The following is a 26,250-nucleotide window of genomic DNA, read 5'->3' as shown; positions in this document are numbered from 1 at the left end:
GCCCTCTAAATTTAGAGGACTGGTTTTATCTTTAAATCATAAAGGCTATTGAAAACCGTTATTTAAAGAAACGACTAAACTATCAAAACTGATACGTTAATGAAGCTTTAATATTACGGCCCGGCTCAAAATCAGTGCTTTCATCGCTAATTGCATTGTAGCGTGAGGCGTGACTGGCATAAGTTTCATCAAATAAGTTATAGACCCCAACTGTGGCTTTGACGTTCTCAAGCTGACGCGGTGCATAATTCATATAGATATCGTGTACATCATAGCTGGACTTAGTATCTCCCTGGTTATCAGTAATAGAAGCGACATAAGTGCTGCGCCAGCCTAAATCAACAACATCACTGGGTGCATAATCTAAGTTCACCATATAACGATCACCTGAGTCGGCACTACCGCCGCTCACTGAAGGAATGCTATCACCGGTTTTGTCCCCTTCACTACGCGCACGCGCGTAGCTAAGACCCATACCAAAGTTATCAGTACTGTAGTTCGCTGCAAGCTCGACACCTTTGATCTCGTAATCTTCATCGCTGTTGATCATGCCTTGACAGTCTTGTAAGTTGCCAGGCGAACCGCGCTCACCTGTAGTACAGTTTAGACCGTAGCGACCGGCGCGATCTCCTGTTCTGACAAACTGCTGAAAGTTTTCGATATTAGAGTGAAAATATTTGGCACTTAATTGCAGGGCGTCATCAGCTGTGGTTAATCCGCGTAGCGTCGTCGCCACGCCCACCTCAGAGTTATAGCCTTCTTCTGCTTTGAGATCGTTGTTGACATAGATACTATCGCCATTACTATTAAATATCGTTTGCGCAAGATCAGGGCCATTAAATAGCTGCGTGTAACTGGCAAATACTTGCGTACTTGGGGCAATCTCGTAGCTTGCCGCTAGCGCACCGACGACGTTGTCATACGTCTCGCCACCCGATACAAATTCAGGTGACTCGTAACGATCATAACGCACGCCTGGCGTTAGGCTGAATTTGCCCATTCTCCACTGATCCTCTAAGTATACTGAGGTGTTCTTTGCCTCATCAGTCGCGGTATCCCTCCCCTCACGCGCCATCTGTGATTCTTTTTTGTAGTGCTCTACGCCTGCGATGAGTTTATGCGTACCTGTAACCCCTTCAAAGACGCTATTATCAATCACACTGGTATTTTCAATTTTAGCGCCAGTGGTCTCTACCTGAGCTTGCCAGTCATAACCGGGCGATACATCAGCATCATTATCTCGCGAGATTTCGGTTTCGGTCTGATAAATCGTGGTATCAACATCAACCAAAGCATTTAGCGGATTAAAGTTATAATCAAGCGTATAAGTATCTCGGTTTACCTTTTGCGGTATAGGATCATCAGTTAAGCTGGGAAAGTCTGGGCGAAACGGAAAAATACCTTCTTTTTCGGTACGGCTAAAGCTTGCGCCTACGCGATGATCGTCATTAATATAAGCGCCCGCTTTTAACAAAATATTTTCGCTCTCACTATCCTCAAACAGCTCACGGCCACTGCCATCTTCGCCAGAATCGGTATCGCGCTTGCCATAATAAGCCAATAGGTCGATATCGTCTGTTGGCGCGCCATAGACGGTTGCTGAGGTCAATAGCTCGTCATTATTACTACCGTAGCCAACATTCAGTTTGGCACCGACTTTTTGACCTGGCTTAAGCAGGTCAGCTGCATCTATGGTCTCAAAAGCTACTGCCCCGCCTAAAGCATCATTTCCTAGCGTGACTGAGTTATTGCCGACTGATACCTCAGCGCGTTTTAGCAAATCAGGATCGATAGTAATATCACCCATATGATAAAACAGCGCCCCTTCTTGACGTGCGCCATCGATGGTTACTTTAAGATTGGTATCATCAAGCCCGCGCACTCTGATACGTTGGTTTACCGTTGACGTTCCCCCTACCTCAACCCCAGGTATCACATCTAAAAAGTCACTCAAATGGCTGGCCTGCGCTGCGGGCGTATAGTTATCGATATAAACAGCCTCTTCTTGCAACTCGTCTCGTATTGAAGTATTTGCCGTTACCGTAATCGTTTGCAAAGTAGTGCTAGGCATAGCCTCTGCAGCATTGGCCACTTGTGAAAATAGCGCTGTGGCTATCCCTATAGATAAAACCGATAATCGACTAGAAAACGTTACTGCACCCATAAAATACTCACTTTATTTAGCTATCAAATTTATGCTCAAGAGTTAGCGAGTGATGTGTAAAACAGCAAAGCCACTCTATTGAGCGACTTTTATGAATGACTTTTGTCACTCATGGGATTAGCTGCTATAACGACTCACTATTATTTTTAATAATGTTAAGAATGTTAACGATAACTATTATCATTAACATTCTGGAAGGCATAATAGCGAAGTATTTATAATTTAGCAACAATGAATCAAAGCTTTTATTCAAAAAGTAAGCGTGATGCCAAGTCTAGCATTAGCGCTTACTTTGAATAAATGCCGTATTTAAGTAAAAAAAGCTTTGCAATAGTTAACCCTTTCACTATATCCTACATATAGCTGACTAAATGGTCAGGTTATTTCATTAATGTTTGATAGAGAAATTGAACAGTTATTCTTGGTTTATTAGCATACGGACAAGTGCGACTCTTTGTTCCAGAGGACTGCAAAGTTCATATAAAAGGAAATTATCATGAGCGAAACGACTGCAAAGACGCAAGGAAATCCCGATTTATTATACGGACTCCATGATCGCCCCGCCCCTGCAAAAGCCTTCTTAGGCGCTGTCCAGCACGTCCTTGCAGCTTTTGTCGGTATTATTACCCCCTCCTTAATCATCGGCGGAGCGTTAGGTTTAGGGCAGCATATCCCCTATCTAATCAGTATGTCCCTGATGGTATCGGGTGTGGCTACTTTTATTCAGACTCGCAAAGTGGGTCCTATCGGCTCAGGGCTTATGGCGTTACAAGGTACTAGCTTTGGTTTTTTAGCAGCCGTACTAGCTGCCGGTTTTGTGGTAAAAAATCGCGGTGGTAGTCCTGAGGAGATTTTATCCGTAATCTTCGGCGTTTCGTTCTTAGGCGCCTTTGTGGAGATCTTTTTAAGCCAGTTTATCACTAAGCTCAAATCTTTGATGAGTCCCATCGTTACCGGCTGCGTTATTGTCACTATTGGTCTGTCCTTGACTAAGGTTGGTCTGACAGATCTGGCAGGCGGCGTTGGTGCAGAGGATTTTGGGAGTGTGCCAAATCTATTATTGGGCGGCGGGGTGTTAGTCAGTGTGGTGCTGATTAGTATTGTTAATAATAAAGTCATACGCTCAAGCGCTATCTTTATTGGTCTCATGCTCGGTTTGGTTGCCGCTATGTTTATGGGTAGGATTGATTTCTCATTAGTCTCAGAAGCGGCGGTCTTTACGGTTCCTGTGCCTTTTAAGTTTGGCTTTAGTTTTGACTGGCAAGCGTTTATTCCGATTGCCTTTATGTATGTCATTACTAGTATCGAGACCTCTGGCGATCTGACCGCAACCTCGATGATTTCAGGTGAGCCGATTAAAGGCCCAGTCTACGAGAAACGTATCAAAGGTGGGGTATTGGGTGATGGTGTCAACTCTTTGATTGCCGCTGTATTCAATACCTTCCCGGTGACGACTTTTAGTCAAAATAACGGTGTGATTCAGATGACGGGTATCGCCAGCCGTTATGTTGGTTTTTTTGTGGCGGCTATCTTGCTCACAATGGGTCTATTTCCGATTCTTGGCGCGATCTTCACTCAACTGCCAAAGCCAGTAGTAGGCGGTGTCACGCTATTGATGTTTGCTACCGTAGCGACAGCGGGTATTCGTATTCTATCGACGGTCGACTTTACCCATCGTAATATCCTTATCATTGCCACTTCATTAGGTCTTGCTATGGGTGTGGCCTTCGTACCTGACGTGTTCGCGCAAATGCCGCAGTTCTTTCGCAATATCTTCGGTTCGGCAGTCACCGTGTCTGGCATCATAGCGATTGCGCTTGATATGATCCTACCTAAGAATTATGGTGTCGAGTTCGATACCCCTGAACAGCATATTGACGATGGTCTAAAGCATGAACTCAAGCCAGTTCGGGAGTTGCCTTAAAAAGCTAATAAAAAGGCGCTGATAATTGGTTCTGACAGCTTATTCTAGACCGCAGCCGCGCAAGATAAACGGTACTAAAAACTCGGCGGCTCGGTCTTCATCGTCCTTCCCATAAGCCTCTTTTTGTAATAAACCGACAATTTCGGTTTCAAATTCAGCATAACGCTGGGTGGTCGCCCAGATCAAGATCAATAAGTGTAGCGGATCTTTGATCCCTATCTTGCTTTGCTCATGCCAGGTCTTCATCACTTGCGCTTTATCAAGCGCCCAGTCTTGCATCGTATGCGACATAAAATCATGCAAATGCGGCGCGCCGCCGATGACTTCAAGGGCAAAAAGTTTATGACGATTGGGATGAGCAAAAGCTTGATGCAGTTTAGTTCTGACAAACTGTTCAATGACCGTTTTTGGGTCGCTATCTACCGTCATCGTCACTAAGCCTTCGTTCCACTCCTCGATAATAGCGCGCAGTACTTTTTCATATAGGTTTTTTTTATTCTTAAAATAATAATGCACATTGGCTTTTGGCAACCCGGCACGATCTGCAATACCTTGCATGGTAGCGCCGCGGAAGCTTTTTAGCACGAATTCCTCTTCGGCGGCCTTTAGGATAACGGCTTGATTATGAGCACGAATGTCTTGTTGGCTGCGATGAGTATCATTGTCTGCGGTACTCAACTCATTTTCGGTAGTAAAAGTCATAAATTCATCCAGTAAAAAGGGGGGATAATGACAGCTTGGTGGCTGACTATTGCTTATAAAGCTTAAATTATTGCGTACTTAACGCGATAAATTATGATATATTGCATAAAGTAGTTGACCAATTGGTCAGGTTTAAGCAAAATAGCCAATATAAACCAATTGGCTTTTAATTTATACTTTTATTATTACTCTCATGCAATAGCACTTTAGCATACGAATAGGCCGCCAAATATTTAAGGCGTGTCCTCATTTTGAAACGTTATGAGGCTTCTACCCTACAAGAAAAGGACTTCATCGTGAGTTTAACCCTAGCGCAATTCAACGACTTTGACCAAGCCCAAGCAACCTCAACCCTCCTCACTTGCTGTACTAGCTCTCGCTGGGCACGTGAGGCAGCCAGCGCTCGGCCGTTCGCTACGCTAGAGGCCCTAACCGCTCATAGCGATGCGATATGGGCCAAAGTACAACAGCAGGAGTCAGACTTGTTAGAGGCGCTTGATGGCCATCCACAAATCGGTAATGTCGCCACTCTAAAAGAAAAATATCGCAACACCCAAGATAGCGCCGCTCATGAACAATCAGGAGCGAATGAGGCAGAAGATGAGGTTCTTGAGGCTTTAGCACAAGGTAATCAAGAGTATCTCGATAAGTTTGGCTTTATTTTTATTGTCTTTGCAACGGGTAAGAGCGCCCAGCAAATGCTCGATTTACTACTAGCGCGTTTGCCGAATGATCGCCCCACTGAGCTTGTCAACGCCGCTACTGAACAAAACAAAATCACGCGCTTGCGTTTAAACAAATTATTTGAACAAGCTGTTTAGCTCAATAAACCGCACCCTTAAAATATAAAAGGACTCATTATGTCAGCCACTCTTTCCTCACACATCTTAGACACCCATTTGGGCAGACCTGCCGCCGATATCGCGGTCACTCTACGCCGAGTCCATAACCATTCAAACGCGACGCTTTTGGCTCATGGTACTACCAATAGCGATGGCCGCGTTAGCCCGGATAGCTGGCAGTTTGATGAGGCCATTAGCGCTGTTGATCGTGAGCTGAGCACTGGTCGCTATACTTTGACTTTCGATACGCAAGCCTATTTTGACACTCAAGAACTAACGGCTTTTTATCCACAAGTCATCATCGACTTTGTGGTCAGTGATGACAGTCACTATCATGTGCCCCTGTTACTAAGTGCTCACGGTTACAGCACTTACCGCGGCTCGTAATTTATTTTTTCGTATTAAACGCAGTATTTAAGACATCGTATAAAAGGACAGTAGTCGCATGGGTGCATATCTTCTTGATTGGGTCGCTTTATTTTTTCGCTGGTTTCACGTTATCGCCGGCATAGCATGGATTGGTGCTTCCTTTTATTTTGTCTGGCTCGATCTCAGCTTACGCAAGCCGCCGCAGTGGAAAGCCGATAAAGGTATCTCTGGCGATTTGTGGGCCGTACACGGTGGCGGGTTTTATGAAATCGCGAAATACAAACTCGAACCTGAAGAGATGCCAAAGACGCTGCATTGGTTTAAGTGGGAAGCTTATACCACTTGGCTGACTGGTGCGGCGATGATGGCGATTGTCTACTATGCCAATGCGACCGCTTATCTGATCGACCCAAGCAAAGTCGCTTTTGGTAGCAATATCGGCGCTATCTCGACCAGCTTACTCTTCTTGTTTGGTAGCTACTTTGTCTATGAGGTTATCGTCCGTAGCCGTATCGGTAAGAATGCGTTAGTGTTTAGCTCTACTATCTTTATACTGCTAGTGATTGCTACTTGGGGCTCATACCAGCTGTTTAGTGATCGCGCCTCCTTTATCCATGTCGGTGCTATTTTAGGTACTATCATGGCAGGTAATGTCTTTTTTGGGATCATGCCTGCTCAGCGCGCGCTAGTGGATTGTGTCCGTAAAGGGGAAAAACCGGGTAAAGACGTCGCGGATTTGGCACTAATGGCCAAGAACCGTTCTTTAATGAATAACTATTTTACCCTGCCGCTTATCTTTACTATGATTAGTAATCACTACCCTATGATGTATTCACATGCACATGGCTGGTTAGTGCTAGTGTTTGTAGGGGTCATTACCGCGCTCGTACGTCACTATTTTAACCAAAAGCACTTGGGCAATACACAGACAAAATTCCTATGGATTCCGGCTTTATTAACCGTTTTATTGATTATCTGGATGCGCCCTGCACCTATTGAACCGCTCCCAGTGCCGCCCGTGCAGTCTGCTGTTCCTGTTACAGCCAGCCCTGAAACAGATCCTAACACTACGCCGCCTGCTGCTACTGAATCAACATCTGCCGCTGCTAAGACGACAGGTACTGCTACCGATGCAGTTGCAGTGAGCGCTACTACTGACAACCCAATTATGGATATTGTGCACACCCGCTGTAGTACTTGTCACGCCGCGCAGCCAACACAGCAAGGCTTCAATGCCCCGCCTGCTGGTATTGTCTTACAAACCCCTGAGGATATGAAAATTCACCAAGCTAAAGTGGTGACTGCAGTACAAACCGGCTATATGCCATTAGGTAATATTACTGAGCTGAGCGATACCGAGCGCCAGCAACTCGTGGCCTATGCCTCTGGACTTTAAACTAAACCTAAACGCTGTGAATGAGTCAAACGCTGTGAATGAGTCATAAACATAAATCAAATAATTGTCTTGACCAATGCCTTAGACATCCTTAAAGTGTTAACAATTATTCTATAAAGTGTTAACAATCTTAGTTCAGATTGATTTCAATCCAAAAGGAGAAAAGGATGTCTACTGCTAATGAGCAAGCAGGTCAGGCCAGCAACCAGCCGAATAGTGCACTGTATGATTGTAATACTTTCGATCCAGAGCGCAAAAGCTCCAGATTATACAACGAGGATCTTGCTCCTTTACAGCCTGAAGATCGCAACTGGGGTTGGTTTTCGATATTTAATGTCTGGTCTAATGACATCCAAAGCCTATTTGGTTATACCCTCGCTGCCTCCTTGTTCTTAAGCTATGGACTCAGTGGCTGGTGGGTGATGGCGGCTATCATTTGCGCCGGTTTCATCGTGATGCTGATGGTCAATCTGACGGGTAAGCCTAGCGTCAAATACGGTGTCCCTTTCCCGGTACTCATTCGCGCTAGCATGGGGATCAATGGTGCCAATCTGCCTTCGTTATTACGAGCGATCATTGGTATATTCTGGTATGGGGTGCAGACTTATTTTGCCTCAACCGCTGTGGCTATTTTGCTCGCCGTATTTATGGGTAGCTCGGATACTACCTTTTTAGGGCTCAACGGTACGGCATGGCTAGCGTTTGTCATCGTTTGGCTGTTTCAAATTATGCTATTTTGGGCGGGTATTGAGCCTATCAAGCACTTTTTGAACTGGGCAGGACCACTGGTTTATGTCGTAATGGTGGTGCTGATGGGTATGATTTGGTATCAATCAGGCTCTGAGCTGTTACCCGCAATCAACTCCATTTTTACTAGCGGTAGCGATTACGCTGGTACCTCTGTGCAAGCCTTTACTGCTATTGTCGGTACGATGGTGGCTTATTTTGCGGCAGTAGTGATTAACTTTGGCGACTTTTCACGCTTTTTATGTAGTGAGCGCGATATGCGTAAGGGTAATCTGATTGGTCTGCCTATCAATATGGTGTTCTTCTCCTTTATCGCGCTGATTATCACCGCCGGTACTTTAGTGCTCTTTGGCGAAGCTTTAACTAACCCCTCAGATATCGTAGAAAGAGTCGACTCGCTACCGCTGACTATTGTGGCTGCTCTCACCTTTTTTGCGGCGACTGTTGGTATTAATATGGTTGCCAACTTTATACCGCCCGCTTATGATTTGGCCAACTTGTTCCCAAGACACATTAACTTTCGCCGTGGCGGCTTAATTACGGCAATCATTGCCTTCTTTGTAGGAGCGCTTTGGTTATCCGTTATCAGTAAAATTGGTATCGTCGGTTTTGTAAACGTCGTTGGCGCTATCATCGCGCCGTTCTTTGGGATTTTGGTCATCGATTACTACATTATTAGACGCCAAAACATCAACATGAACGACTTATTTTCTGCGCAGCCCACTGGCGCTTATTATTATACCAAAGGCTGGAATATACGCGGTCTTGTCGCTTTTGCTATCGGCGCGTTATTTTCTGTGGCGACAGTACTCGTGCCCAGTTTGGCAAAATTCGAAGGTTACGGTTTCTTATTAGGCGCTGCGATAGGAGGGTTAATTTACTGGTTACTCATGCGCAAATATGGCATTGAGCTTAATAAAACTTTAGCGCACAAATAAACACTCTGTACTTTTAAGACCCTAATAAATAACGAGATGGTTAGCAAACAGTACGAATAGAAGGAAAAATATTATGACGCAAAAAATCACTAGCGACTTTGATCACTCCGCTTATCCTCGCGACTTAAAAGGCTATGCTGACACTCCTCCTAAAGCAAACTGGCCGGGCGGCGCTAGAATCGCCGTGCAGTTTGTCCTCAATATTGAGGAAGGTGCAGAAAATAGTGTGATGCATGGTGATGGTCAATCAGAACGGTTTTTATCTGATGTCTTAGGGACTCCTGAATTTACCAATCGTCATCAGTCTATCGAATCCGCTTTTGAATATGGCAGTCGCGTTGGCGTTTGGCGCGTGCTCGATACGTTTAAAGAATATGGTTTGCCCATTACCACGTTCACTTGTGCCGCGGCGGCTGAAAAGACCCCGCACATTATTGAGCGCGTCTTAGAAGACGGCCATGAAGTAGCAAGCCATGGACTACGCTGGATCACTTATCAGTATATGTACCGCGAAACGGAGCGCGAACACGTGCGCGCCGCTACCCAAATTTTCGAGCGTATGCTCGGCAAGCAGCCACTAGGCTGGTATACTGGTCGTGACAGCCCTAATACTCGCGAATTAGTCGCTGAGCAAGGCGGCTATATTTACGACTCTGACTCTTATGCTGATGAGCTCCCCTATTGGCTCAATGTCAAAGTAGAAGACGGCAACAACCTAACTCGCAAGCCGCATCTAGTCATCCCCTATACCCTTGAAACTAATGATATGCGCTTTGCTTCAAGTCCGGGCTTCACCAATGCTGAACCTTTTTATCAGTATCTAAAAGACAGCTTTGATACGCTTTATGAAGAAGGTGCCAAAGAAGGCAAAAACCAGCCTAAAATGCTAACTATTGGCTTGCATTGCCGTATCATTGGTCGCGCAGGTCGTATCACTGCTCTTAAACAATTTTTAAAATACATCACCAGTAAGCCTGATGTTTGGGTCTGCCGCCGCGATGAAATCGCTAAGCACTGGTATGAAAACCATCCAGCCACCGAAAATAACATCGCCAACTGGATGTAGCCATTCATGAGACGTAGAGGCGTATCATCATCTTTTTATAAGCACTTAAATATGAGCTACTTACGTATGTGCCACGTCCGTATTAGCCACCTATATAGTAGCAACCACAGAAGCTAACTGATGATACGCTCAAGACGGTTAATGCCTCACTACTGGGCTCTGTCTAAATATTTTAACTAGCTTTGCCTCTCAAGCAAGCGCTACGTGGTTTGGTGTCTTAACGAAAGCCTTAGCCAAACGGGTATATTTCCCTTTCACTTTACAGGCTTAGACACTATTTATCGCGGCACACAACTACTAAGGATTATAAATCATGTCAAAAAAAAGTACTTATTACGCACCAACTGGTGGATTGCCGCCACAAACACAGCTCCTATCTGATCGCGCTATCTTCACCGAAGCTTATGCGATTATTCCCAAACGTGTCCTAACTGATATTGTGATTAGCTACCTGCCCTTTTGGGAAGGTATGCGTATGTGGGTGATTGCTCGTCCGTTAAGCGGTTTTTCAGAAACCTTCTCCCAATATATCGTTGAGGTCGCACCCAATGGCGGCTCTGATAAGCCTGAGCTGGATGCTAAAGCCGAAGCGGTATTGTTCGTCGTTGAAGGTGAGATGGATATTACGATTGAAGGAGAGGCGCATCATATGGAAGCCGGTGGTTATGCATTTTTACCCCCTGGCTGCAAATGGACACTGAAAAACAATAGCGACTCCCACGTTAAATTTCATTGGATCCGTAAAGCTTATCAATTTGTAGAAGGTATCGAGGTACCTGAAGCCTTTGTCACTAGCGACCATGAGGTCGAAGCTATTGAGATGCCAGATACCAATGGCGTATGGAAAACCACTCGATTTACCGAGCAGTCTGATATGCGTCACGACATGCATGTGAACATCGTCACTTTTGAGCCGGGCGGCGTGATTCCATTTGATGAAACCCATGTGATGGAACACGGCTTGTATGTGCTAGAAGGTAAAGCTGTCTATCACTTGAACGCTGAATGGGTAGAGGTTGAGGCGGGTGACTTTATGTGGCTACGCGCATTTTGCCCCCAGTCTTGTTACGCGGGTGGCCCTGGTCCCTTTAGATACTTACTCTATAAAGATGTGAATAGACATATGCCGTTTATTCGTCCAGAATAATAAGTCATCTTGAATAGTAAACAATATCAAGTATAAGCATTCATTCGGATATACTATTTACTCCTAAATAGTGATTTAAGTCGCCTGCAAGTTTATGATAAGTTTGCAGGTAGTCATAATAAAAGTAAGGCAAAGTCATGAGTACTACGATCGTTGCAAAACCTTTAACTAAAGCTGCGTTTGCTCCCTATGGCACGGTGATTGAACCTTATGATGATGAGCAACAAACGCCTGATAATTGTTATCATATCAACCGAGGTTATGCTTGTCGTCATCACGCTATTACCAAAGTAGCGCTAGATGGTGGTGAAGTCGGACTAAGTATCTTTCGCGCTAAAAAACGTGATTTTCCTATTACTTTATCAGTGATGGAATATCACCCGTTTGGCACGCAAGCCTTTTTTTCAATGAATGGTCGAGACTATATTGTAGTGGTTGCTCCTGCGGGCGAGCCACCGCAGTCAGCAGATGACTTAACGGTGTTTTATGCTAAGTCGCATCAAGGCGTGCAATACAATAGAGATGTCTGGCACCATCCGCTACTCGCGCTGAGCGCCGACTGCGACTTCTTAGTCGTTGATCGCATCAATGGTCCTGGCAACAACTGTCACGAGCTAAACATTGATGATTGGGGCGTACGCATTGAGATTGAAAATGAGCAACCTAATCCTAAAGCACAGTCAGCAGAACAAGCGTAAGTTTAGCTTGGTGCACTAAATAATGCTTTAGGCTAGTTCATGACTAGTTCACTTAAATGGCGTTAGGTTAGATAACGTCCCTTAGCAGCATTAAGAAGGCAGCCTAAACGGGGTTGTCTTTTTTATGTAGGATTCTCATTCATATTTTAGCTCAAGACTAATCATCACTATAAACTCTCGACGCTATATTTTAGGAGTGAAAACACCATGACCCAAAGTAGTCTGTTAGCCAAGCAAGGGCGGATACAAGGATCAGGTCAGTGGTTAGGGACTATTCAAATTATCACCGCTGCTGTCTGTTGGGGCACGCTTGGGATATTTTCGACTTATCTTAATCAGCTAGGCTTTAGTGGTTGGCAGATTACTATTTTGCGAATCGTGACTGCGGCTTTAATCATCCTTGTCATGCTACCCAAGCTATACGCGCAGCTGCTCAATCTCAGCCCGAAACAATGGGGCGGCTTGGCACTGCAATCGCTAATTGGCGTACTGGGTATGTCGCTATGTTACTTTTTTGCGGTCATCTATGTGGGTGCTGGGGCAGCAGTCGCACTGCTATATACCGCGCCAGTATTTAGCTTATTGTTTGCCGCGATTTTCCTTAATGAGTCTATCACTCGTCAGTCAGCATTGCTCGCTTTAGTCGCCGTATTTGGCGTAGGCTTGACGATGGCTGGAGATGGCGCGCAAGTCAATTGGGGTATTGTATTAGGACTACTAGCAGGGGTGTGTTACTCATTATATGGCGTGCTTGGTAAACGCGCTATGCACTACGCGCACCCTGCGCCTTTAGTGTTTTTTACCTCCATTGTTATTAGCGCCAGCGTGCTGTTATTAATACCTGAGACTTATCAGACTTATAGCAAGTTATTGAGTTTACCGATACTGACTTGGGGCTATGCTTTAGGGCTAGCACTGATCGGTACCGTCGTGCCTTTCGCGCTATATATGAAAGCGCTAGAAAAACTTCCCGCTTCGCGCGCTTCGGTATTTACCATCTTTGAGCCGTTGACTGCTATTGCTCTAGCTATTTTATTATTAAACCAGTCGCTAACGATTATTCAGTATCTAGGCGTATTGCTAATTTTACTCGCCGCCCTTTTTAATGCCCTGTTAAACGGCACGACTACTCGAGTGCCACGGTGGTTGAAAAGACGGCAAAAAGTCTAGTATTTATTAATCGTTATCAAAAAAGCCCCAACCATGACACCACAGTTGGGGCTTTATTTTGCTTAAAATTTAAGGCTGGTGCTATAGAGATTTGATAGATGATTTGAATGACTGTAAATCTATTACTGCTCAATACGCTGCAAAAACGCTTGCGTGCGCGGATGGGTCGATAGCTCAAACATCTGCTTAGCGCTGCCCTCCTCAACCACATAACCATCTTCAATTAACACCACATGATCAGCGACATCGCGAGCAAAATTAATCTCATGAGTGACCACTACCATCGTCCAGCCTTCGCTTGCTAGCTGTTTCATAGTCTCAAGGACATCTTGTACTAGCTCAGGATCGAGTGCTGAGGTCGGTTCATCAAACAATAATAACGACGGCTCAATTGCTAAAGCGCGGGCAATGCCAATGCGCTGCTGCTGACCACCCGATAACTGAAACGGATAGAGATCCGCTTTGTCCGCTAGCCCCACCTTTTTGAGCAAAGCTAAAGCTTGGGTTTGCGCGTCTGCCTTAGAAGTCCCTTGCACTACTGTCGGCCCTAACATCAAGTTCTGTAGTGCAGTCTTATGCGGAAATAGATTATAAGACTGAAACACCATACCAGATTTGCGCTGCAGGGCTAATAGCTTTTTCTTATTTGGCTTAGCACTGAAATCTACCGTCAAGCTCTCATCATCAAAAGCGATGACTCCTTGATCTGGAATCTCTAACGCATTGATACAGCGCAAAAAGGTAGTTTTTCCTGACCCTGATGGTCCTAAAATCACCACGACCTTACCTTTATGAATGGTCAAATCGATGCCTTTTAACACTTGATTAGTACCAAAGGCCTTGTGAATATTAGTGATTTGAATCATAAAGACGTTCCGTTTATAAATAGAAAAACTGGCATTTGGCTGTCCAAGTTATTTTGCTACATAGCGATCGAGGCGCGTCTCAAGCTTGCCTTGGATAAAGGTCAAAAACAGACAAATCCCCCAATAGATAAACGCCGCTTCGGTATATACCAGCATAAACTCATAATTACGCGCGGTGATGATCTGCGCTTGTTTAAATAGCTCTGTGACCAGTACTAATGACGCTAATGACGTGTCTTTTACTAAACTAATAAAAGTATTGGACAACGGCGGTACCGACACCCGTAATGCTTGCGGCAAAATCACATGACGAAAGGTCTGCAAATACGTTAAGCCTACTGTCGAGCCCGCTTCCCACTGGCCTTTTGGAATCGATAAAATAGAGGCGCGCACGGTTTCTGAAGCATAAGCGCCGATATTTAAGGAAAACGCAATAATCGCTGAGGGAAAGGGGTCGAGCTTGACACCCACACTCGGCAGACCATAAAAGATAATAAATAGCTGCACAAGCATCGGTGTACCACGAATGGCCGACACATAAATACGCGCAAAACGATAAATCACCTCATGGAACCAGCCAGCACGCGGTACGATACGAATCAGCGCCACTATAAGCGCAATACCCATACCGATGGCAAACGATATCAACGCCAGCGGTATCGAATAATAGATACCGCCTTTGAGCATTGGCCAAAATGAATTGATAACGATTTGCGCCCGATCAGGGCTCATAAACGGCAATAATGCCAATAAATCAGCTAACACCGACGTTATAGAAGCTAGCATTATTTTTGTTGGCTTATATCAGCGCCAAAGAACTCTTCGCTAAGCTTAGTCAAGGTGCCATCTGCTTGTAAAGCGCTCATTGCCTCATCTAGCTTATCGACCACTTGCTCATTGCCTTTGAGCAAAATGAGCCCTGAGCCGCGTAGCTCGCTTGCAGGCGCGACAAGCTTGATCTCAAGGCCACTATCTGGGAATTTTTTGAGATAATCGAGTACCGCTAGATTATCATTCATGGTAAAGTCAGCGCGGTCTTGTTTGACCAGTTGAATCGCTTGCGCCATACCCTCGACTGGGATAATTTCAGCCCCATAACGATCTGCTAGCTCTCCATAATTACTACCTAATGATTGTGCCGAACGCAACCCTTTTAATGCCTCCCATGCACTATAGCGGTTATCGTCAGTTTGCGCTAACACTACGGCCCCTGACCAACTATAAGGCGTCGCAATATCATATTTGGCTTCGCGCTCAGGCGTGGTAAGGCTCACTTGGTTGGCCACCATATCGAAACGCTTAGAGTCGAGCCCTGCTAGCATCGCATCCCACTGAGTTTCTTTAAACTCGACATCGACGCCAAGTTTGTCAGCGACCGCGCGGGTGACTTCGACATCATAGCCGGTCAGCTTACCGCTTTGATCATGATAGGTAAATGGCGGATAAGTGCCTTCGGTACCGACATTGATAGTGCCGCCGTTATTGATACGTTGTAGTAGTTCTGAGCCACCCTCAGAACTACTATCGGCATTGTTCGCCGTTTCGTCGGTTGTAGATTGGCTACAGGCCGCTAGCAATACAGTGCTAGCAGCTAAAGTTAATAAAGCAAGGCGTTTCATAGGATTTCCTTAAGTTACAAATTAAATAAGTTACAAATTAACAGTTATTATTGTCATTGCGATTGGTTACGACTAGTTTAACTTGGCTCGGTAAGAATTGGGCAAAAAAAACGTACAAAAATAGTGAGCAGAAGTCAGAAGGTTGAGGCACAAAGCAAAATTACAAGAGTAGCTAGTGATGATGGAGCAAGCAAGCTTTATATTTTTGAGTCTGCCATATATAAAAAGCCCCAATTAGTGATTGAGGCAAGGTGACAGTATTCTTTAAAAATACTAAGGTCTATAAATAAAGGTCGATTATTTTTTTACTTTACGCGCAAACTCTCTACCCGTTTCAGCATCTATTTTGAGCTCAATAATTTGATTATCTCTGAGCATATCGACCTCAAAATAGCTAGGATGATCAGCATAGTCACGGTCGTTTTTGAACTCTACTTCTAGCACGCGGCTATTAGCTTGTTTTTCGATAGCATTAATAACCCCCATAACGCTTATTTTTGCGCGGCGTTGACTGTTATAATCATCGACATCGCCACTATCTAAGCTATCGGTATCTAGCTCAACGACCTGGCCAGTGATAGCATCCACTTTGATTTCATACTCAGTAGCACCGTCACTAAACTCCAGCTCATAAACCCCACCACCACTTTGAGAGTCACTGTCATCGTCATCAAACTCGGCATCCACTAAGATACCTTTAGCTTGTTTATTAGCAATATCGACAGCTTGCTTTAGGGTTATTTTCGTAGCTTGCGCGGCGCGTATTTCGTCATTGATATCGGCATAAGATACCGTACTGACAGCACCTATCGCTAATGCCAAAGCCAATCCGGATCCTAGCCCAGATCCTAACCCAGATCCTAACTTAGTGACTTTAAACTTTTCGAAATGCTTCTTCATTGCTTTCTCCTTATTAGTATTAAGGTGTTACTGGTAGCATAACGTTTTTTAGAGGAGAGTTTCAAAGCAAAAAAGTAGCGTAATGTATCACTCCTGTTTAGGGTTTAAGAGAAATATTAGCTCTGCAGTTGGCTGCTGCTTCATGCTAGTAAATGCTATAATAACGCACCCGTTTAAGGCTTTTATCACTGATTGTTCGACAAGCAGTCAAGCGAAATATCTGCATAATCTGAATCAGAACCTCTACTCCCTTTTATGTCTTTACCTCTAAGAACCAAGTCCGTTATGCCCCCCTTACCAGACTTATTTTATGATAATCCTGTCAGCTATGACGTTAATAATAACAACTCTAAGCTGCACCTAAATGATAGCGATAATGCAGACATCTCGATGTTGGCATATGAAAGCTTGCCTGCAACGATACAAAAGGCACTTTTGAGCCAAAATCGCTTGGTCATTATTGCCAATAACCCGTCGATTACTATCGAAACGTTAGAGCAAACACTTCAGCCTACCGATATCCTAGTGCTGTTCAATGATTTCATTCACGCTGACTTTTTTGCTACTCATATACTTGCCAAAACCTTACCCAAACTGTTATTTTTCAGGCAGATTGGCGATAGTAGATTGCATTTCGGCCTGCCCCCAAGGAGCAATAATTTGATCGCTATTGAGCAGATGGCGCAGCAGGCTACTTTGGGGATTTTTGTTAGTAATATCAGTTATCAGTTTCCCACCCCTGCTGATGATCCTAAGCCGAATGATGATCCTATTAGCGAAGAGCGGGTCTTGAATATAGCTAATGATTTAAAGGTTATTTTTAATAACGCTGAGCATTGCCGCGTATTATCCGAGCAGCATCCTGTGGTCGCCGACTATCCGATTTTTGCCGACATTCATTCTTCTGCACCAACCTCTGGTTTTTTGCTGTATCGATTGCTATTGGCGGCTCGCAAATCAGTGCAGCGCTTGCAGAGTATAAATAACCCACAGAAGAGGATTGCGCCTTTAGAGATATTGCTGCTTGGCTTTAATGATGACGATAAGACAGCGCACTTTTGGGAAGGTCACAATTGGGCTTTCGAGCGTCAAGAGCTGGCAGCGCCGCCTATCGGGGTGGAGGTTATTCGTCAGTATTAGGGTTAAAGTTTAGAATTGAGAGATTGCAAAAAATGCTCACTTGTCTCATTAGTTGTCTTAGCGAGCGCTGTCTACAAAGACGCTTAATCATTTTTTGAAATAAATTTTTCGTGCATTCATATTAGTCTAGACACAACCTAAAGTTAAAACTGACCAGCCAAACTCTAAACAAAAAAATACCGCGTTCAGCTGATAAAAAAGCCAAACGCGGTACTTTGCTATATATACCTATCTAAGCAAGCCCGTAGATAACAGGCTTACTCTAAACGACTATTAGTTCAAGATGCCATACGCACATAACGCATCGGCGACGCGCTTAAAGCCAACGATGTTTGAGCCGGCCATATAGTCGATGTAGCCATTATCGGTCTGATTATATTTATCAGAGGCAGAAGCGGCGCAGTCATGGATATCTTTCATGATGTTTTTTAAGCGCGTATCAATTTGCTCAAAGGTCTTGTACTGACGTACAGAGTTCTGTGACATCTCAAGCGCTGATACCGCAACGCCGCCAGCATTAGCCGCTTTACCTGGCGCATAATGGACGCGGTGGTCACGGATATGATCGATCGCTTCGGCAGTGAGTGGCATGTTCGCGCCTTCCACTACGTACTTGATACCATTGTCGACCATCATCTTGGCATCGTCTTCATCGACTTCGTTTTGCGTCGCTGAAGGAATAGCGATATCGCCTTTGATATGCCAAGGCTTTTTGCCTTCAAACCACTCACCGCCGAACTTATCGACATAATCAGCCAAAGGCTTGCTTTGATCTTTTTGCTTCTTCAGCCAGTCGATCTTTTCTTGATCGAAGCCTTTTTCATCATACAGCGTGCCTTTTGAGTCAGAGACAGTGATGGCTACGCCGCCAAGCATACAGACCTTTTCAGCTGCGTGTAGCGACACATTGCCCGCGCCAGTTATCAGTACTTTTTTGCCTTCGATACTCTCGTTTTGTACTTTGAGCATGTTTTCTAAAAAATACACCGCGCCGTAACCTGTGGCTTCGGTACGCATCAAGCTACCACCAAAACCCACACCTTTACCGGTCAACACACCGCTATATTCATGAGTCAAGTTCTTATACATTGCAAACATGTAGCTGACTTCGCGGCCGCCTACGCCGATATCGCCGGCGGGGACATCCATATCTTTACTGACGTAATGATGGAGCTCGCGCATAAAGGCGTAGCAAAAACGGCGAATCTCACTTTCAGTTTTACCCTTAGGGTCAAAATCGGAACCGCCTTTACCGCCGCCAATAGGCAGACCAGTCAAAGCGTTTTTAAAGATTTGCTCAAAGCCTAAGAACTTGAGTACCGATTGGTTGACGGTAGGATGAAAGCGTACGCCGCCTTTATATGGGCCTAGCGCATTACTAAACTGTACTCGCCAGCCGCGGTTAACTTGTACCTCTCCTTTATCATTCTCCCAGTTAATACGAAAGGCAATAATACGATCAGGCTCTACCAAACGCTCAAATATTTTATTTTTTTCGTATTCAGGGTGGGCATCATATAAAGGAGCAATAGTAAGCGCAACTTCTTTTACGGCTTGCACAAATTCGGGTTGATGGGCATAACGGGCTTCAACTTTTTTGATGGCTTGACTGATACTCATATAGCGTCCTTAAAGTAGAGATGATGATCCTATAATTGACAATGGTATGGCAGGGTGATGCTATCGCCTGCTGCTATTCTCAGCGATGGGCTACCTATACCGATGTAGGATTGCAATTATTAGACTAAAAGAGGATTAAACACAGTGCCTATCTAGCTAGCTTCTGTATTGATATATATTCAAATTTGAATTCCAAATATAACTAAACTTGGCCAACTCATCTGCACTGCAACGAGTCCACTAAAGGCTCGATTTAGGAGACGTTTTGAGCGTCAGTTTGATGTCTAAAAGGATAAATTCACGTTTGTGACGTATCTATATATCATTTATTGGGCGTATAAGTCTAGTAAATAACGCCATCATGGGGAGTTATATTAGATCTTGACGGTCATCATTTCTTAGTAATGTCGTTAAAGGCGCAGCTGACAAGCGGGTCTCCACCGTTATGACCAAGTTAGCACTAATGATCTCAAAGCTTGCAATATAACGTCAGAATGCGGGGCAAAACGATAATCATCGTTGCAGATCATCTAGATAGTCAGCCACTAATACTAGTTTTTATCATTATAGCTGTCAATATTATAGCTAGGTTACTGGTAATTAAAGTATATATAAGCTTATGAAAGGTCTATAACAGAGGATAAAAGGTAAAAAAACCTCAGATATTAATGTTTACAGGCTACTGATCTATATCAATAATGATAGTAAGGGTTTATAATACTCAGTCTAGTTTACGATATTATTTATCTTTTATTTAACGTTTATTTCATTACCAATTGTAGAGAAAAAGTTATGCGTACAGATTCATTCCAACAAATCTTGGAAGACCTAAATAGCTCATCAGCAGACGTCGAAGCATCAGCGCTAATCTCCAACGATGGCCTTATGATAGCTTCAGCATTACCGACTGGCGTTGACGAAGACCGTGTCGGCGCTATGTCTGCAGCTCTGTTGTCGCTAGGTGACCGTGCGGGACGTGAGCTTGCCCGTGGCAGTATCGATCGCATTATGATTCAGGGCGAAAAAGGCTATGTCATTATGACTTCCTCCGGTGACGAGGCGGTATTAACGATTATGGCAAAACCCAATGCTAAGCTTGGCCTGATATTTTTGGACATCAAGCGTGCCTCAGAAGCGCTAGCCAAACTGATCTAACGGTTAACTTTAGTATTTATCAATTTCAGTACCTGCCACAATAATTACGACATAACTATGATTAGGCTAAATAAAGGAGATTGCTATGGGTGCTTCCCTACCAGATGCCAATAAGCCAGATACTACTGCTGAACCCATCACCATGACTTATCACGACGGATCATCGCGCGTCATCTATGATACTGGGATTGAACGCCCTTATCCGGATGGCAAGCTTATCGTCTCACGTACCGATTTGGCGGGTCATATTACCCACGTCAACGATGCTTTTGTTGAGATCAGTGGTTATGATATCGACGAGTTAATCGGTAAACCGCATTATATTTTGCGTCACCCTGATATGCCAAAAGCGGCCTACAAAGATCTATGGAGTACCGCTGAGGCAGGGCAAAAATGGCATGGCTATGTGAAAAACTTATGTAAAGATGGTAGCCATTATTGGGTCTATGCCACCGTTGTACCGAATGTTCGCCGCGGTGAGACCGTCGGCTATACCTCAGTGCGCCGTAAACCATCACGTAGCAAAATCGAAGCCGCCACTACGCAATATGCACAAATGAAACAAGATGAGGAAGGTTAAATCATGACGACACACAATATGTTAATCGCCCCTGATTTTTCACCTGAGCGTTTTGCAGGCTGGCATATGCTCAACACTTTGATCCAAAAACGTGCCAACATCAATATGCATCTCAATATGCCAGCGGCTCATGCCGAGCAAGAAGATCTCATCGCTCAAGGCGACATCCAGGTCATTTATGCCAATCCCTTCGATGCCGCTACCCTCATTCGTGAGCACGGCTACCGCGCTGCTGCGCGTCCAGTCGGCAAATCAGACGAGATGGTCATTGCCGCAGCGAGTAATGGTGAGATTAGCAGTCTAGAGCAAGTTACTGCGGGTATGGCAGTCGCGATGGCTGATAATCGCGATGTCAAACTGATTGGCCTACGTTTGCTCGAAGCGGTCGATATTATGGAGCCTGATCTCAACTGGGATATTACTGAGACTTATCAAGCAGCGGCGCGTAAAGTCATCAAAGGCGAGGCGCAAGTAGGATTCTTTTTGGCCGAGATCTTTCATAGCTTCTCACGTCTCACTAAAGCTCAACTCTCGGTGCTGATCGAGAGCGACTTGGCGGATATCAGTCATGTGCTGCTCATCAAGGAAGGCTTTGCTGATAGCCAAATACTGATGGATGCTATCTTAAACTTACATAAGGATGAGGATGGCAAAGAGGTGCTGACGGAGCTCGGTATGGCGCAAGGGTTTGAGGCGATGAGTGAAGAAGACGGCGAGTTTATGATAGATCTGATGGAAACCTTGCTTGATTAGTTTAGTTTTTGCACTTTTGCCTTGTTGATATTCATACTTTTGATTACTGCTTAGGATATGGCTATGAGTGACCTCACCACCACCCCGATGCAAGAAGCGACTGCTCGTCATGATTTTCGCTTTTATTCGCGTAAGATATTTTCTGCGCCTAATAATCGCTATTACCATGAGCAGCGGATCAACGCCGCCTTGCTCCTCAAAGAAAAAGAGCCGCTACAAGGCGCTGTCGCTGACTTTTTTTATGGCTGTTGGTACGACATTCCTTATGATGTTGAGGATATATTTATCCGTATCCAGAACCGCTTGCATCCGCAAATAGAGCGAGCGTTTCGCAACTGTATCAATAAGATCGATTATATTAGGCATAGTAGCGAGTTTGCAACGCGCTGGAGCGTACTGATTACTCCTTCACTCAACGTCGATACGCACCGCTTGCGTATTAGTAGCGACGACGCGAAAGAGATCGCTAAGAACATCACTATTGAGTTGATGAGCGCGCGCGATGAGGAGAATTGGAGCACTATTGAGCAGATAGAAAACGAGTTCTTCGCGCATTGCTTAGCTTGTAATGATCGTCTCGCCTTCTCTATCGTCTGGTTTCGTTTAGGTAAGAGTGACTGGCAGTTCGATCAGCGCTGGCAAAGCTGTCAAGAGCACTTAGAGCAAACCCAAGTAGCATCAGAAGCCTAGCTGCTGACTTAGCCCTTATCTTACTTTCTCATTTAGCTACTAGGTTAGCACTATTAATAAGGTTATCTTTATGTCTAGTATGTCCAGTTTTGCTCATGCCGAAAAAACCTATATCACTTTGACCCCGGCAGGCGTCTTTGAAGCCTTTTCACAACCTAAGCCTACTGCGATGCAACTTGCCCTACAAGCGCTGTTATCACACCGTGAGACTATGCTCGTTGCCGACTGGCTCGAAGCGTTTCCTGAGCTGTGGCTTGAGGGCTTCGTTGAGCAAGGTTTTATTGAAAAGCTTTCAACCTTTTTACCGGCGCCTAACCTACCGCTTGATCAGTTTTTGCCTTATGTCGTCGCCAGCTTATCTGGTAAACGCCGTGCCGCTATCGCCTCAGATGAAGGCTTTTGTCTAGCGCGGATTGGTTATAGTCAAGAAGAAGCGGATATGCTAAGTGTAGCCGCGGCAGATTTTTCAGGGTTTATGCTCAGGCAGCAGCAGCGCGGCTGGTCGCTTAATAGCCGTGCTATCTCGTTTTTTCAGCAAGTAGATCTGCTCATTCCTGAGACAAGCTTTGTGTTTTTGTGGATTGATAATGATGGTTATGCTGTCATCATCGATGGCGAGCCTTTAACCAATAATCGTGCCTTTGTTGAGCTGATTTGGGGTATCAAAACCTCAGGGCTAAAGTTTGAAACGACGGAAGCTTAAAGCCAGCTAACGTCTTTGCTATATTTGCCACACTTGCTATAAAAGCCTTGCGCCTTTCTATCCTTGAGTAGAGAGGTACAAGGCTTTTTGTTTTAGTGTCTAAAACCCTATCTCATCCTTACTTCCCAGCAGCCTTTTTAAAAAATTGTTTGTTTATAAAAACTTAGGCCAATAAATAGCGACAACTTGGCGCATAATAGGGCATACTGTCCTGACATCGCTTGCTTATTAGCAAGTAAAGCTACAGTTTTTTATAAATATCACTCCTACCCTGCTCCTTTACCATTATTAAAAGTGTTTTGTATTAACGGTTCTATTTAAGTTTTTATCCTAACTCATTCACCACTTTGAGTTTGATCACTAGGCATAGTGCAATACAACCTACTTTTACAGCTTGTTAAAAAACCTCCCTTTGCTCACCTATGCCCACTTACCCTCTGTTTAGGATACGCTATGACTACCCCTATGGATGTGCGCTTACGTTATCAGACGCTTGAGTTTGGCGATATGGATATTCATGTCTGCACCTTGCGTGACAATCAGGAATATAGCGATCCGGACGGTATAGCAGCGGCTTTGGGTATTTGCTCGGCCTCTTGGCCAATCTTTGGGGTGCTGTGGCCATCAAGCTTAGTACTGGCTCATCATATGCTAGAGTACGATATAGCAGGCAAACGCATCTTGGAAGTCGGCTGCGGTATGGCACTCTCAAGCTTACTACTCAATCATCGGCAAGCAGATATTACGGCGACAGATTATCATCCAGCAGTGCAGTATTTCTTAGACAAAAACGCTGAACTCAATGGCGACAAGCGCGTAACCTTTGAGCGTTTAGAGTGGTCGGAGCATAAAGGTGACTTGGGTCTATTCGATACGATCATCGGTAGCGACTTGCTCTATGAAGATCCACACGTAGCGCTACTGGCGGGCTTTATTGGAAGACATTCCAAGCCGAATTGCGAGGTCATCATTGTCGATCCGGGACGAGGCCGGAAAAACAAAATCATCGCTAAGATGGAAGAACAAGGGTTTAGCAGTCAACAGCAAAAACCTATAGATACGATCTATTTAGAACAGCCTTTTAAGGGACACTTATTGACTTTTTTGCGTCAGTAAGTGGTCTGATTACTTTGCTATAACGCAAATATACCCTTGGGAAACTAGCGAAAAAAGTATTTATCTAAATATCCTGCAATTATTGTAATAAAAGCTTGCAAAGTCTGAAAAACTTGCTAAAATGCTCAACCTAAATAGGCGTATAGCTCAGTTGGTTAGAGCGCTACCTTGACATGGTAGAGGTCGCTAGTTCGAATCTAGTTACGCCTACCAGATTCGAAAGCCCCAATCTTTTTGATTGGGGCTTTTTTTATGTCTGAGATATAAGGGCTGTGGCGAAAATATAACATTTGGAATCTCGATTATTACTCTTGTTGAGCCCTTTATTAAAATGATCAAAAAATTGATGGTGACCAAAACGTGACTAGAGCTCAAAGGCTATTAGAATTAAATCTCTTTTTTTGACCTCTACTCTAAATTTTGAATAAAGATCTATTCCATAAAGCTTTCTGCTTTATTTTCTTCTACATATTCAAAAATATCTCCTACCCCTACTTCTAAGTATTCACAAAGTTTATCTATAGTGTCGAAATCAATTCTTGATGACTGATCATTATATATCTTATGCAAAGTTGTTTGGGCGCTTGGTTTTGCGATGGGTGTATCAGCTTTTTTGGTGGTCAGATTACTGTAAGTAGATAGACTAATAAGTATAACTAATTACCAGATAACTTAGGTTATCTGGTTTCGCATTCAATTAACTAGCGACATCTACTGTCGTTTTAAATATATTATTAATTGTTTTACGAACAAAGTTCCGCTAAAGTTGATGACATACTTTTCTTGTCAGACGGAACTATTATGGCAAAACCTAGCAATCCTTATACCGATAATAGTTTCGCCTCCTCCGATCTAAAAACCATTTTGCACTCCAAACGTGCCAATATCTACTATCTCTCACACTGCCGCGTCATGCAAAAAGATGGGCGCGTGCTGTATCTGACTGAAGATGATAAAGCCAATCTCTACTACAACATTCCTATCGCTAATACCACTTCTATTTTGCTCGGTACGGGCACCTCCATCACCCAAGCTGCGATGCGTCTGCTCTCGCAAGCAGGCGTATTAGTAGGCTTTAGCGGTGGTGGCGGATCGCCCTTGTTTATGGCTGCCGAGCGTGAAGTCTATGTCGAGTGGCTGACGCCGCAAAGCGAGTATCGACCGACTGAGTACGTGCAAGGTTGGCTCAGTTGGTGGTGGGATGACGACAAGCGCCTCGCTGCCGCTAAAATGCTACAACATGCGCGTTTGGCTTACTTACAAGCGATTTGGAGTAAAGATGTCGATCTTAAACGTCAAGGATTTGATAGCAATCGTGATGATATCAAATCCTTAATCGCGAACAATATTCGCCAAATTGATAAGCAAATGGAGGTCATGCATTTATTGCAGTTAGAGGCACGCCTGACCAAAAACTTATATAAACTCGCGGCAAAAAATACCGGCTATGACGGCTTTACCCGCGAGCATGATGGTATCGATAAGGCCAATGGTTTTCTTAATCATGGAAATTATCTCGCTTATGGTCTAGGCGCTACGACGGCTTGGACACTGGGTATTCCGCATGGCTTTGCAGTCATGCATGGCAAAACAAGACGCGGCGCATTGGTATTTGATATTGCCGATATTATCAAAGATGCCCTCGTGCTACCCCTCGCCTTTATTTGTGCTAGCGAAAATATGAGTGAGCAAGAGTTTGTAGTGGTCAACTAATTTTAGACAGCTGATAAGAGGTTTTTGTTAAAGTAACGTTTCTCTGTCTCTAACGGTGTTAAATAATTGTTGAAGCTGTGCGGTCTCACGGATTGATAGTAGCCCCAGATATAATCACTAATGGCTCTTGATGCTTCAGCGATATTCTCATACCCACCCTTGGGCATCCACTCACTCTTAAAGCTTCTAAAGAAGCGCTCAGTTGGTGCGTTGTCCCAACAGTTTCCTTTGC

General features: G+C 44.4%; 26 protein-coding genes and 1 tRNA gene. 18 read left to right on the top strand and 9 right to left on the bottom strand.

Features of this window, described 5'->3' with window-relative positions; all coding sequences use genetic code 11:
- Nucleotides 1-82: 82 nt before the first annotated feature.
- Nucleotides 83-2,164, bottom strand: a complete 2,082-nt coding sequence (locus ACTXGJ_RS05725) for a TonB-dependent receptor domain-containing protein (RefSeq protein ID WP_443565334.1) — start codon at nucleotides 2,162-2,164, stop codon at nucleotides 83-85.
- 496 nt (nucleotides 2,165-2,660) lie between these two features.
- Between ACTXGJ_RS05725 and ACTXGJ_RS05720 the strand changes: the two genes are divergently transcribed.
- Nucleotides 2,661-4,088 carry a uracil-xanthine permease family protein gene (locus ACTXGJ_RS05720; RefSeq protein WP_443565332.1) on the top strand — a complete coding sequence of 476 codons (1,428 nt, stop codon included), beginning with the start codon at nucleotides 2,661-2,663 and terminating at the stop codon, nucleotides 4,086-4,088.
- 39 nt (nucleotides 4,089-4,127) lie between these two features.
- Here the strand turns inward: ACTXGJ_RS05720 and ACTXGJ_RS05715 are convergent, their stop codons facing one another.
- A complete protein-coding gene (locus ACTXGJ_RS05715; RefSeq protein ID WP_439242777.1) occupies nucleotides 4,128-4,790 on the bottom strand; it encodes a TetR/AcrR family transcriptional regulator in 663 nt (220 codons plus the stop codon).
- A 296-nt stretch (nucleotides 4,791-5,086) separates the two neighbouring features.
- On the opposite strand from ACTXGJ_RS05715, the gene uraD reads away from it, so the two are divergent.
- The 8 genes from uraD (at nucleotide 5,087) to ACTXGJ_RS05675 (ending at nucleotide 13,163) form a co-directional block, all read left to right on the top strand.
- Complete coding sequence (gene uraD / locus ACTXGJ_RS05710) at nucleotides 5,087-5,611, top strand: 2-oxo-4-hydroxy-4-carboxy-5-ureidoimidazoline decarboxylase (protein ID WP_443565331.1); 525 nt, start codon at nucleotides 5,087-5,089, stop codon at nucleotides 5,609-5,611.
- A 39-nt stretch (nucleotides 5,612-5,650) separates the two neighbouring features.
- Complete coding sequence (gene uraH / locus ACTXGJ_RS05705; RefSeq protein WP_443565330.1) at nucleotides 5,651-6,019, top strand: hydroxyisourate hydrolase; 369 nt, start codon at nucleotides 5,651-5,653, stop codon at nucleotides 6,017-6,019.
- A 58-nt stretch (nucleotides 6,020-6,077) separates the two neighbouring features.
- Complete coding sequence (locus tag ACTXGJ_RS05700; RefSeq protein WP_443565329.1) at nucleotides 6,078-7,397, top strand: urate hydroxylase PuuD; 1,320 nt, start codon at nucleotides 6,078-6,080, stop codon at nucleotides 7,395-7,397.
- Nucleotides 7,398-7,564: 167 nt separating this feature from the next.
- Nucleotides 7,565-9,082 carry an NCS1 family nucleobase:cation symporter-1 gene (locus tag ACTXGJ_RS05695; RefSeq protein WP_439242785.1) on the top strand — a complete coding sequence of 506 codons (1,518 nt, stop codon included), beginning with the start codon at nucleotides 7,565-7,567 and terminating at the stop codon, nucleotides 9,080-9,082.
- A gap of 73 nt (nucleotides 9,083-9,155) precedes the next feature.
- Entirely contained in the window at nucleotides 9,156-10,148 is a 993-nt protein-coding gene (gene puuE, locus ACTXGJ_RS05690) for an allantoinase PuuE (RefSeq protein ID WP_439242787.1), read from the top strand.
- 313 nt (nucleotides 10,149-10,461) lie between these two features.
- Nucleotides 10,462-11,295, top strand: a complete 834-nt coding sequence (locus tag ACTXGJ_RS05685) for a bifunctional allantoicase/(S)-ureidoglycine aminohydrolase (RefSeq protein ID WP_443565328.1) — start codon at nucleotides 10,462-10,464, stop codon at nucleotides 11,293-11,295.
- A gap of 137 nt (nucleotides 11,296-11,432) precedes the next feature.
- Nucleotides 11,433-11,993 carry an ureidoglycolate lyase gene (locus ACTXGJ_RS05680; protein WP_439242791.1) on the top strand — a complete coding sequence of 187 codons (561 nt, stop codon included), beginning with the start codon at nucleotides 11,433-11,435 and terminating at the stop codon, nucleotides 11,991-11,993.
- 207 nt (nucleotides 11,994-12,200) lie between these two features.
- Nucleotides 12,201-13,163 (top strand): DMT family transporter, encoded by a 963-nt coding sequence (locus ACTXGJ_RS05675; protein WP_439242793.1) that lies wholly within the window; start codon nucleotides 12,201-12,203, stop codon nucleotides 13,161-13,163.
- Nucleotides 13,164-13,285: 122 nt separating this feature from the next.
- On the opposite strand, the gene ACTXGJ_RS05670 is transcribed toward ACTXGJ_RS05675, so the two are convergent.
- The 4 genes from ACTXGJ_RS05670 to ACTXGJ_RS05655 form a co-directional block, all read right to left on the bottom strand.
- Nucleotides 13,286-14,029, bottom strand: coding sequence for an amino acid ABC transporter ATP-binding protein (locus ACTXGJ_RS05670; protein WP_443565327.1), 744 nt, complete (start codon nucleotides 14,027-14,029; stop codon nucleotides 13,286-13,288).
- A 48-nt stretch (nucleotides 14,030-14,077) separates the two neighbouring features.
- Nucleotides 14,078-14,815, bottom strand: a complete 738-nt coding sequence (locus tag ACTXGJ_RS05665) for an amino acid ABC transporter permease (RefSeq protein WP_443565326.1) — start codon at nucleotides 14,813-14,815, stop codon at nucleotides 14,078-14,080.
- On the bottom strand, nucleotides 14,815-15,648 hold the full coding sequence (locus tag ACTXGJ_RS05660) for an amino acid ABC transporter substrate-binding protein (protein WP_439244385.1): 834 nt from the start codon (nucleotides 15,646-15,648) through the stop codon (nucleotides 14,815-14,817). Before ACTXGJ_RS05660 ends, ACTXGJ_RS05665 begins: the two co-directional genes overlap by 1 nt.
- Before the next feature lie 297 nt (nucleotides 15,649-15,945).
- Complete coding sequence (locus tag ACTXGJ_RS05655) at nucleotides 15,946-16,548, bottom strand: PepSY domain-containing protein (RefSeq protein ID WP_443565325.1); 603 nt, start codon at nucleotides 16,546-16,548, stop codon at nucleotides 15,946-15,948.
- A 285-nt stretch (nucleotides 16,549-16,833) separates the two neighbouring features.
- On the opposite strand from ACTXGJ_RS05655, the gene ACTXGJ_RS05650 reads away from it, so the two are divergent.
- Nucleotides 16,834-17,688 carry a hypothetical protein gene (locus ACTXGJ_RS05650; RefSeq protein ID WP_443565323.1) on the top strand — a complete coding sequence of 285 codons (855 nt, stop codon included), beginning with the start codon at nucleotides 16,834-16,836 and terminating at the stop codon, nucleotides 17,686-17,688.
- A 273-nt stretch (nucleotides 17,689-17,961) separates the two neighbouring features.
- Here the strand turns inward: ACTXGJ_RS05650 and gdhA are convergent, their stop codons facing one another.
- The gene (gene gdhA / locus ACTXGJ_RS05645) at nucleotides 17,962-19,308 is read right to left on the bottom strand and encodes an NADP-specific glutamate dehydrogenase (RefSeq protein WP_439244389.1); all 1,347 of its coding nucleotides are present in this window, start codon (nucleotides 19,306-19,308) and stop codon (nucleotides 17,962-17,964) included.
- A gap of 792 nt (nucleotides 19,309-20,100) precedes the next feature.
- Here gdhA and ACTXGJ_RS05640 point away from each other — a divergent pair.
- The 7 genes from ACTXGJ_RS05640 (at nucleotide 20,101) to ACTXGJ_RS05610 (ending at nucleotide 24,518) form a co-directional block, all read left to right on the top strand.
- On the top strand, nucleotides 20,101-20,463 hold the full coding sequence (locus ACTXGJ_RS05640) for a roadblock/LC7 domain-containing protein (RefSeq protein WP_010201036.1): 363 nt from the start codon (nucleotides 20,101-20,103) through the stop codon (nucleotides 20,461-20,463).
- An 85-nt stretch (nucleotides 20,464-20,548) separates the two neighbouring features.
- The gene (locus ACTXGJ_RS05635) at nucleotides 20,549-21,043 is read left to right on the top strand and encodes a PAS domain-containing protein (RefSeq protein ID WP_443565322.1); all 495 of its coding nucleotides are present in this window, start codon (nucleotides 20,549-20,551) and stop codon (nucleotides 21,041-21,043) included.
- Between the two features lie 3 nt (nucleotides 21,044-21,046).
- Complete coding sequence (locus ACTXGJ_RS05630) at nucleotides 21,047-21,796, top strand: PhnD/SsuA/transferrin family substrate-binding protein (protein ID WP_443565321.1); 750 nt, start codon at nucleotides 21,047-21,049, stop codon at nucleotides 21,794-21,796.
- A 63-nt stretch (nucleotides 21,797-21,859) separates the two neighbouring features.
- Entirely contained in the window at nucleotides 21,860-22,486 is a 627-nt protein-coding gene (locus tag ACTXGJ_RS05625) for a hypothetical protein (RefSeq protein WP_443565320.1), read from the top strand.
- Between the two features lie 70 nt (nucleotides 22,487-22,556).
- Entirely contained in the window at nucleotides 22,557-23,189 is a 633-nt protein-coding gene (locus tag ACTXGJ_RS05620; protein ID WP_439244395.1) for a hypothetical protein, read from the top strand.
- Nucleotides 23,190-23,642: 453 nt separating this feature from the next.
- Nucleotides 23,643-24,305 (top strand): class I SAM-dependent methyltransferase, encoded by a 663-nt coding sequence (locus ACTXGJ_RS05615; protein ID WP_443565319.1) that lies wholly within the window; start codon nucleotides 23,643-23,645, stop codon nucleotides 24,303-24,305.
- A gap of 136 nt (nucleotides 24,306-24,441) precedes the next feature.
- Nucleotides 24,442-24,518, top strand: a tRNA-Val gene (locus ACTXGJ_RS05610).
- A 219-nt stretch (nucleotides 24,519-24,737) separates the two neighbouring features.
- On the opposite strand, the gene ACTXGJ_RS05605 is transcribed toward ACTXGJ_RS05610, so the two are convergent.
- A complete protein-coding gene (locus ACTXGJ_RS05605) occupies nucleotides 24,738-24,875 on the bottom strand; it encodes a helix-turn-helix domain-containing protein (protein WP_443565318.1) in 138 nt (45 codons plus the stop codon).
- A gap of 231 nt (nucleotides 24,876-25,106) precedes the next feature.
- On the opposite strand from ACTXGJ_RS05605, the gene cas1f reads away from it, so the two are divergent.
- Entirely contained in the window at nucleotides 25,107-26,018 is a 912-nt protein-coding gene (gene cas1f, locus ACTXGJ_RS05600) for a type I-F CRISPR-associated endonuclease Cas1f (RefSeq protein WP_443565317.1), read from the top strand.
- Between the two features lie 2 nt (nucleotides 26,019-26,020).
- Here the strand turns inward: cas1f and ACTXGJ_RS05595 are convergent.
- A partial coding sequence (locus ACTXGJ_RS05595) for an integrase core domain-containing protein (RefSeq protein WP_443565316.1) occupies nucleotides 26,021-26,250 on the bottom strand: 230 nt, incomplete at its 5' end.

The organism is Psychrobacter sp. 1Y11, from assembly GCF_052259045.1.
Lineage (GTDB): Bacteria > Pseudomonadota > Gammaproteobacteria > Pseudomonadales > Moraxellaceae > Psychrobacter.
Note: the sequence above shows the minus strand (reverse complement) of the source record. Positions and strands in the feature narration are given on the sequence as shown.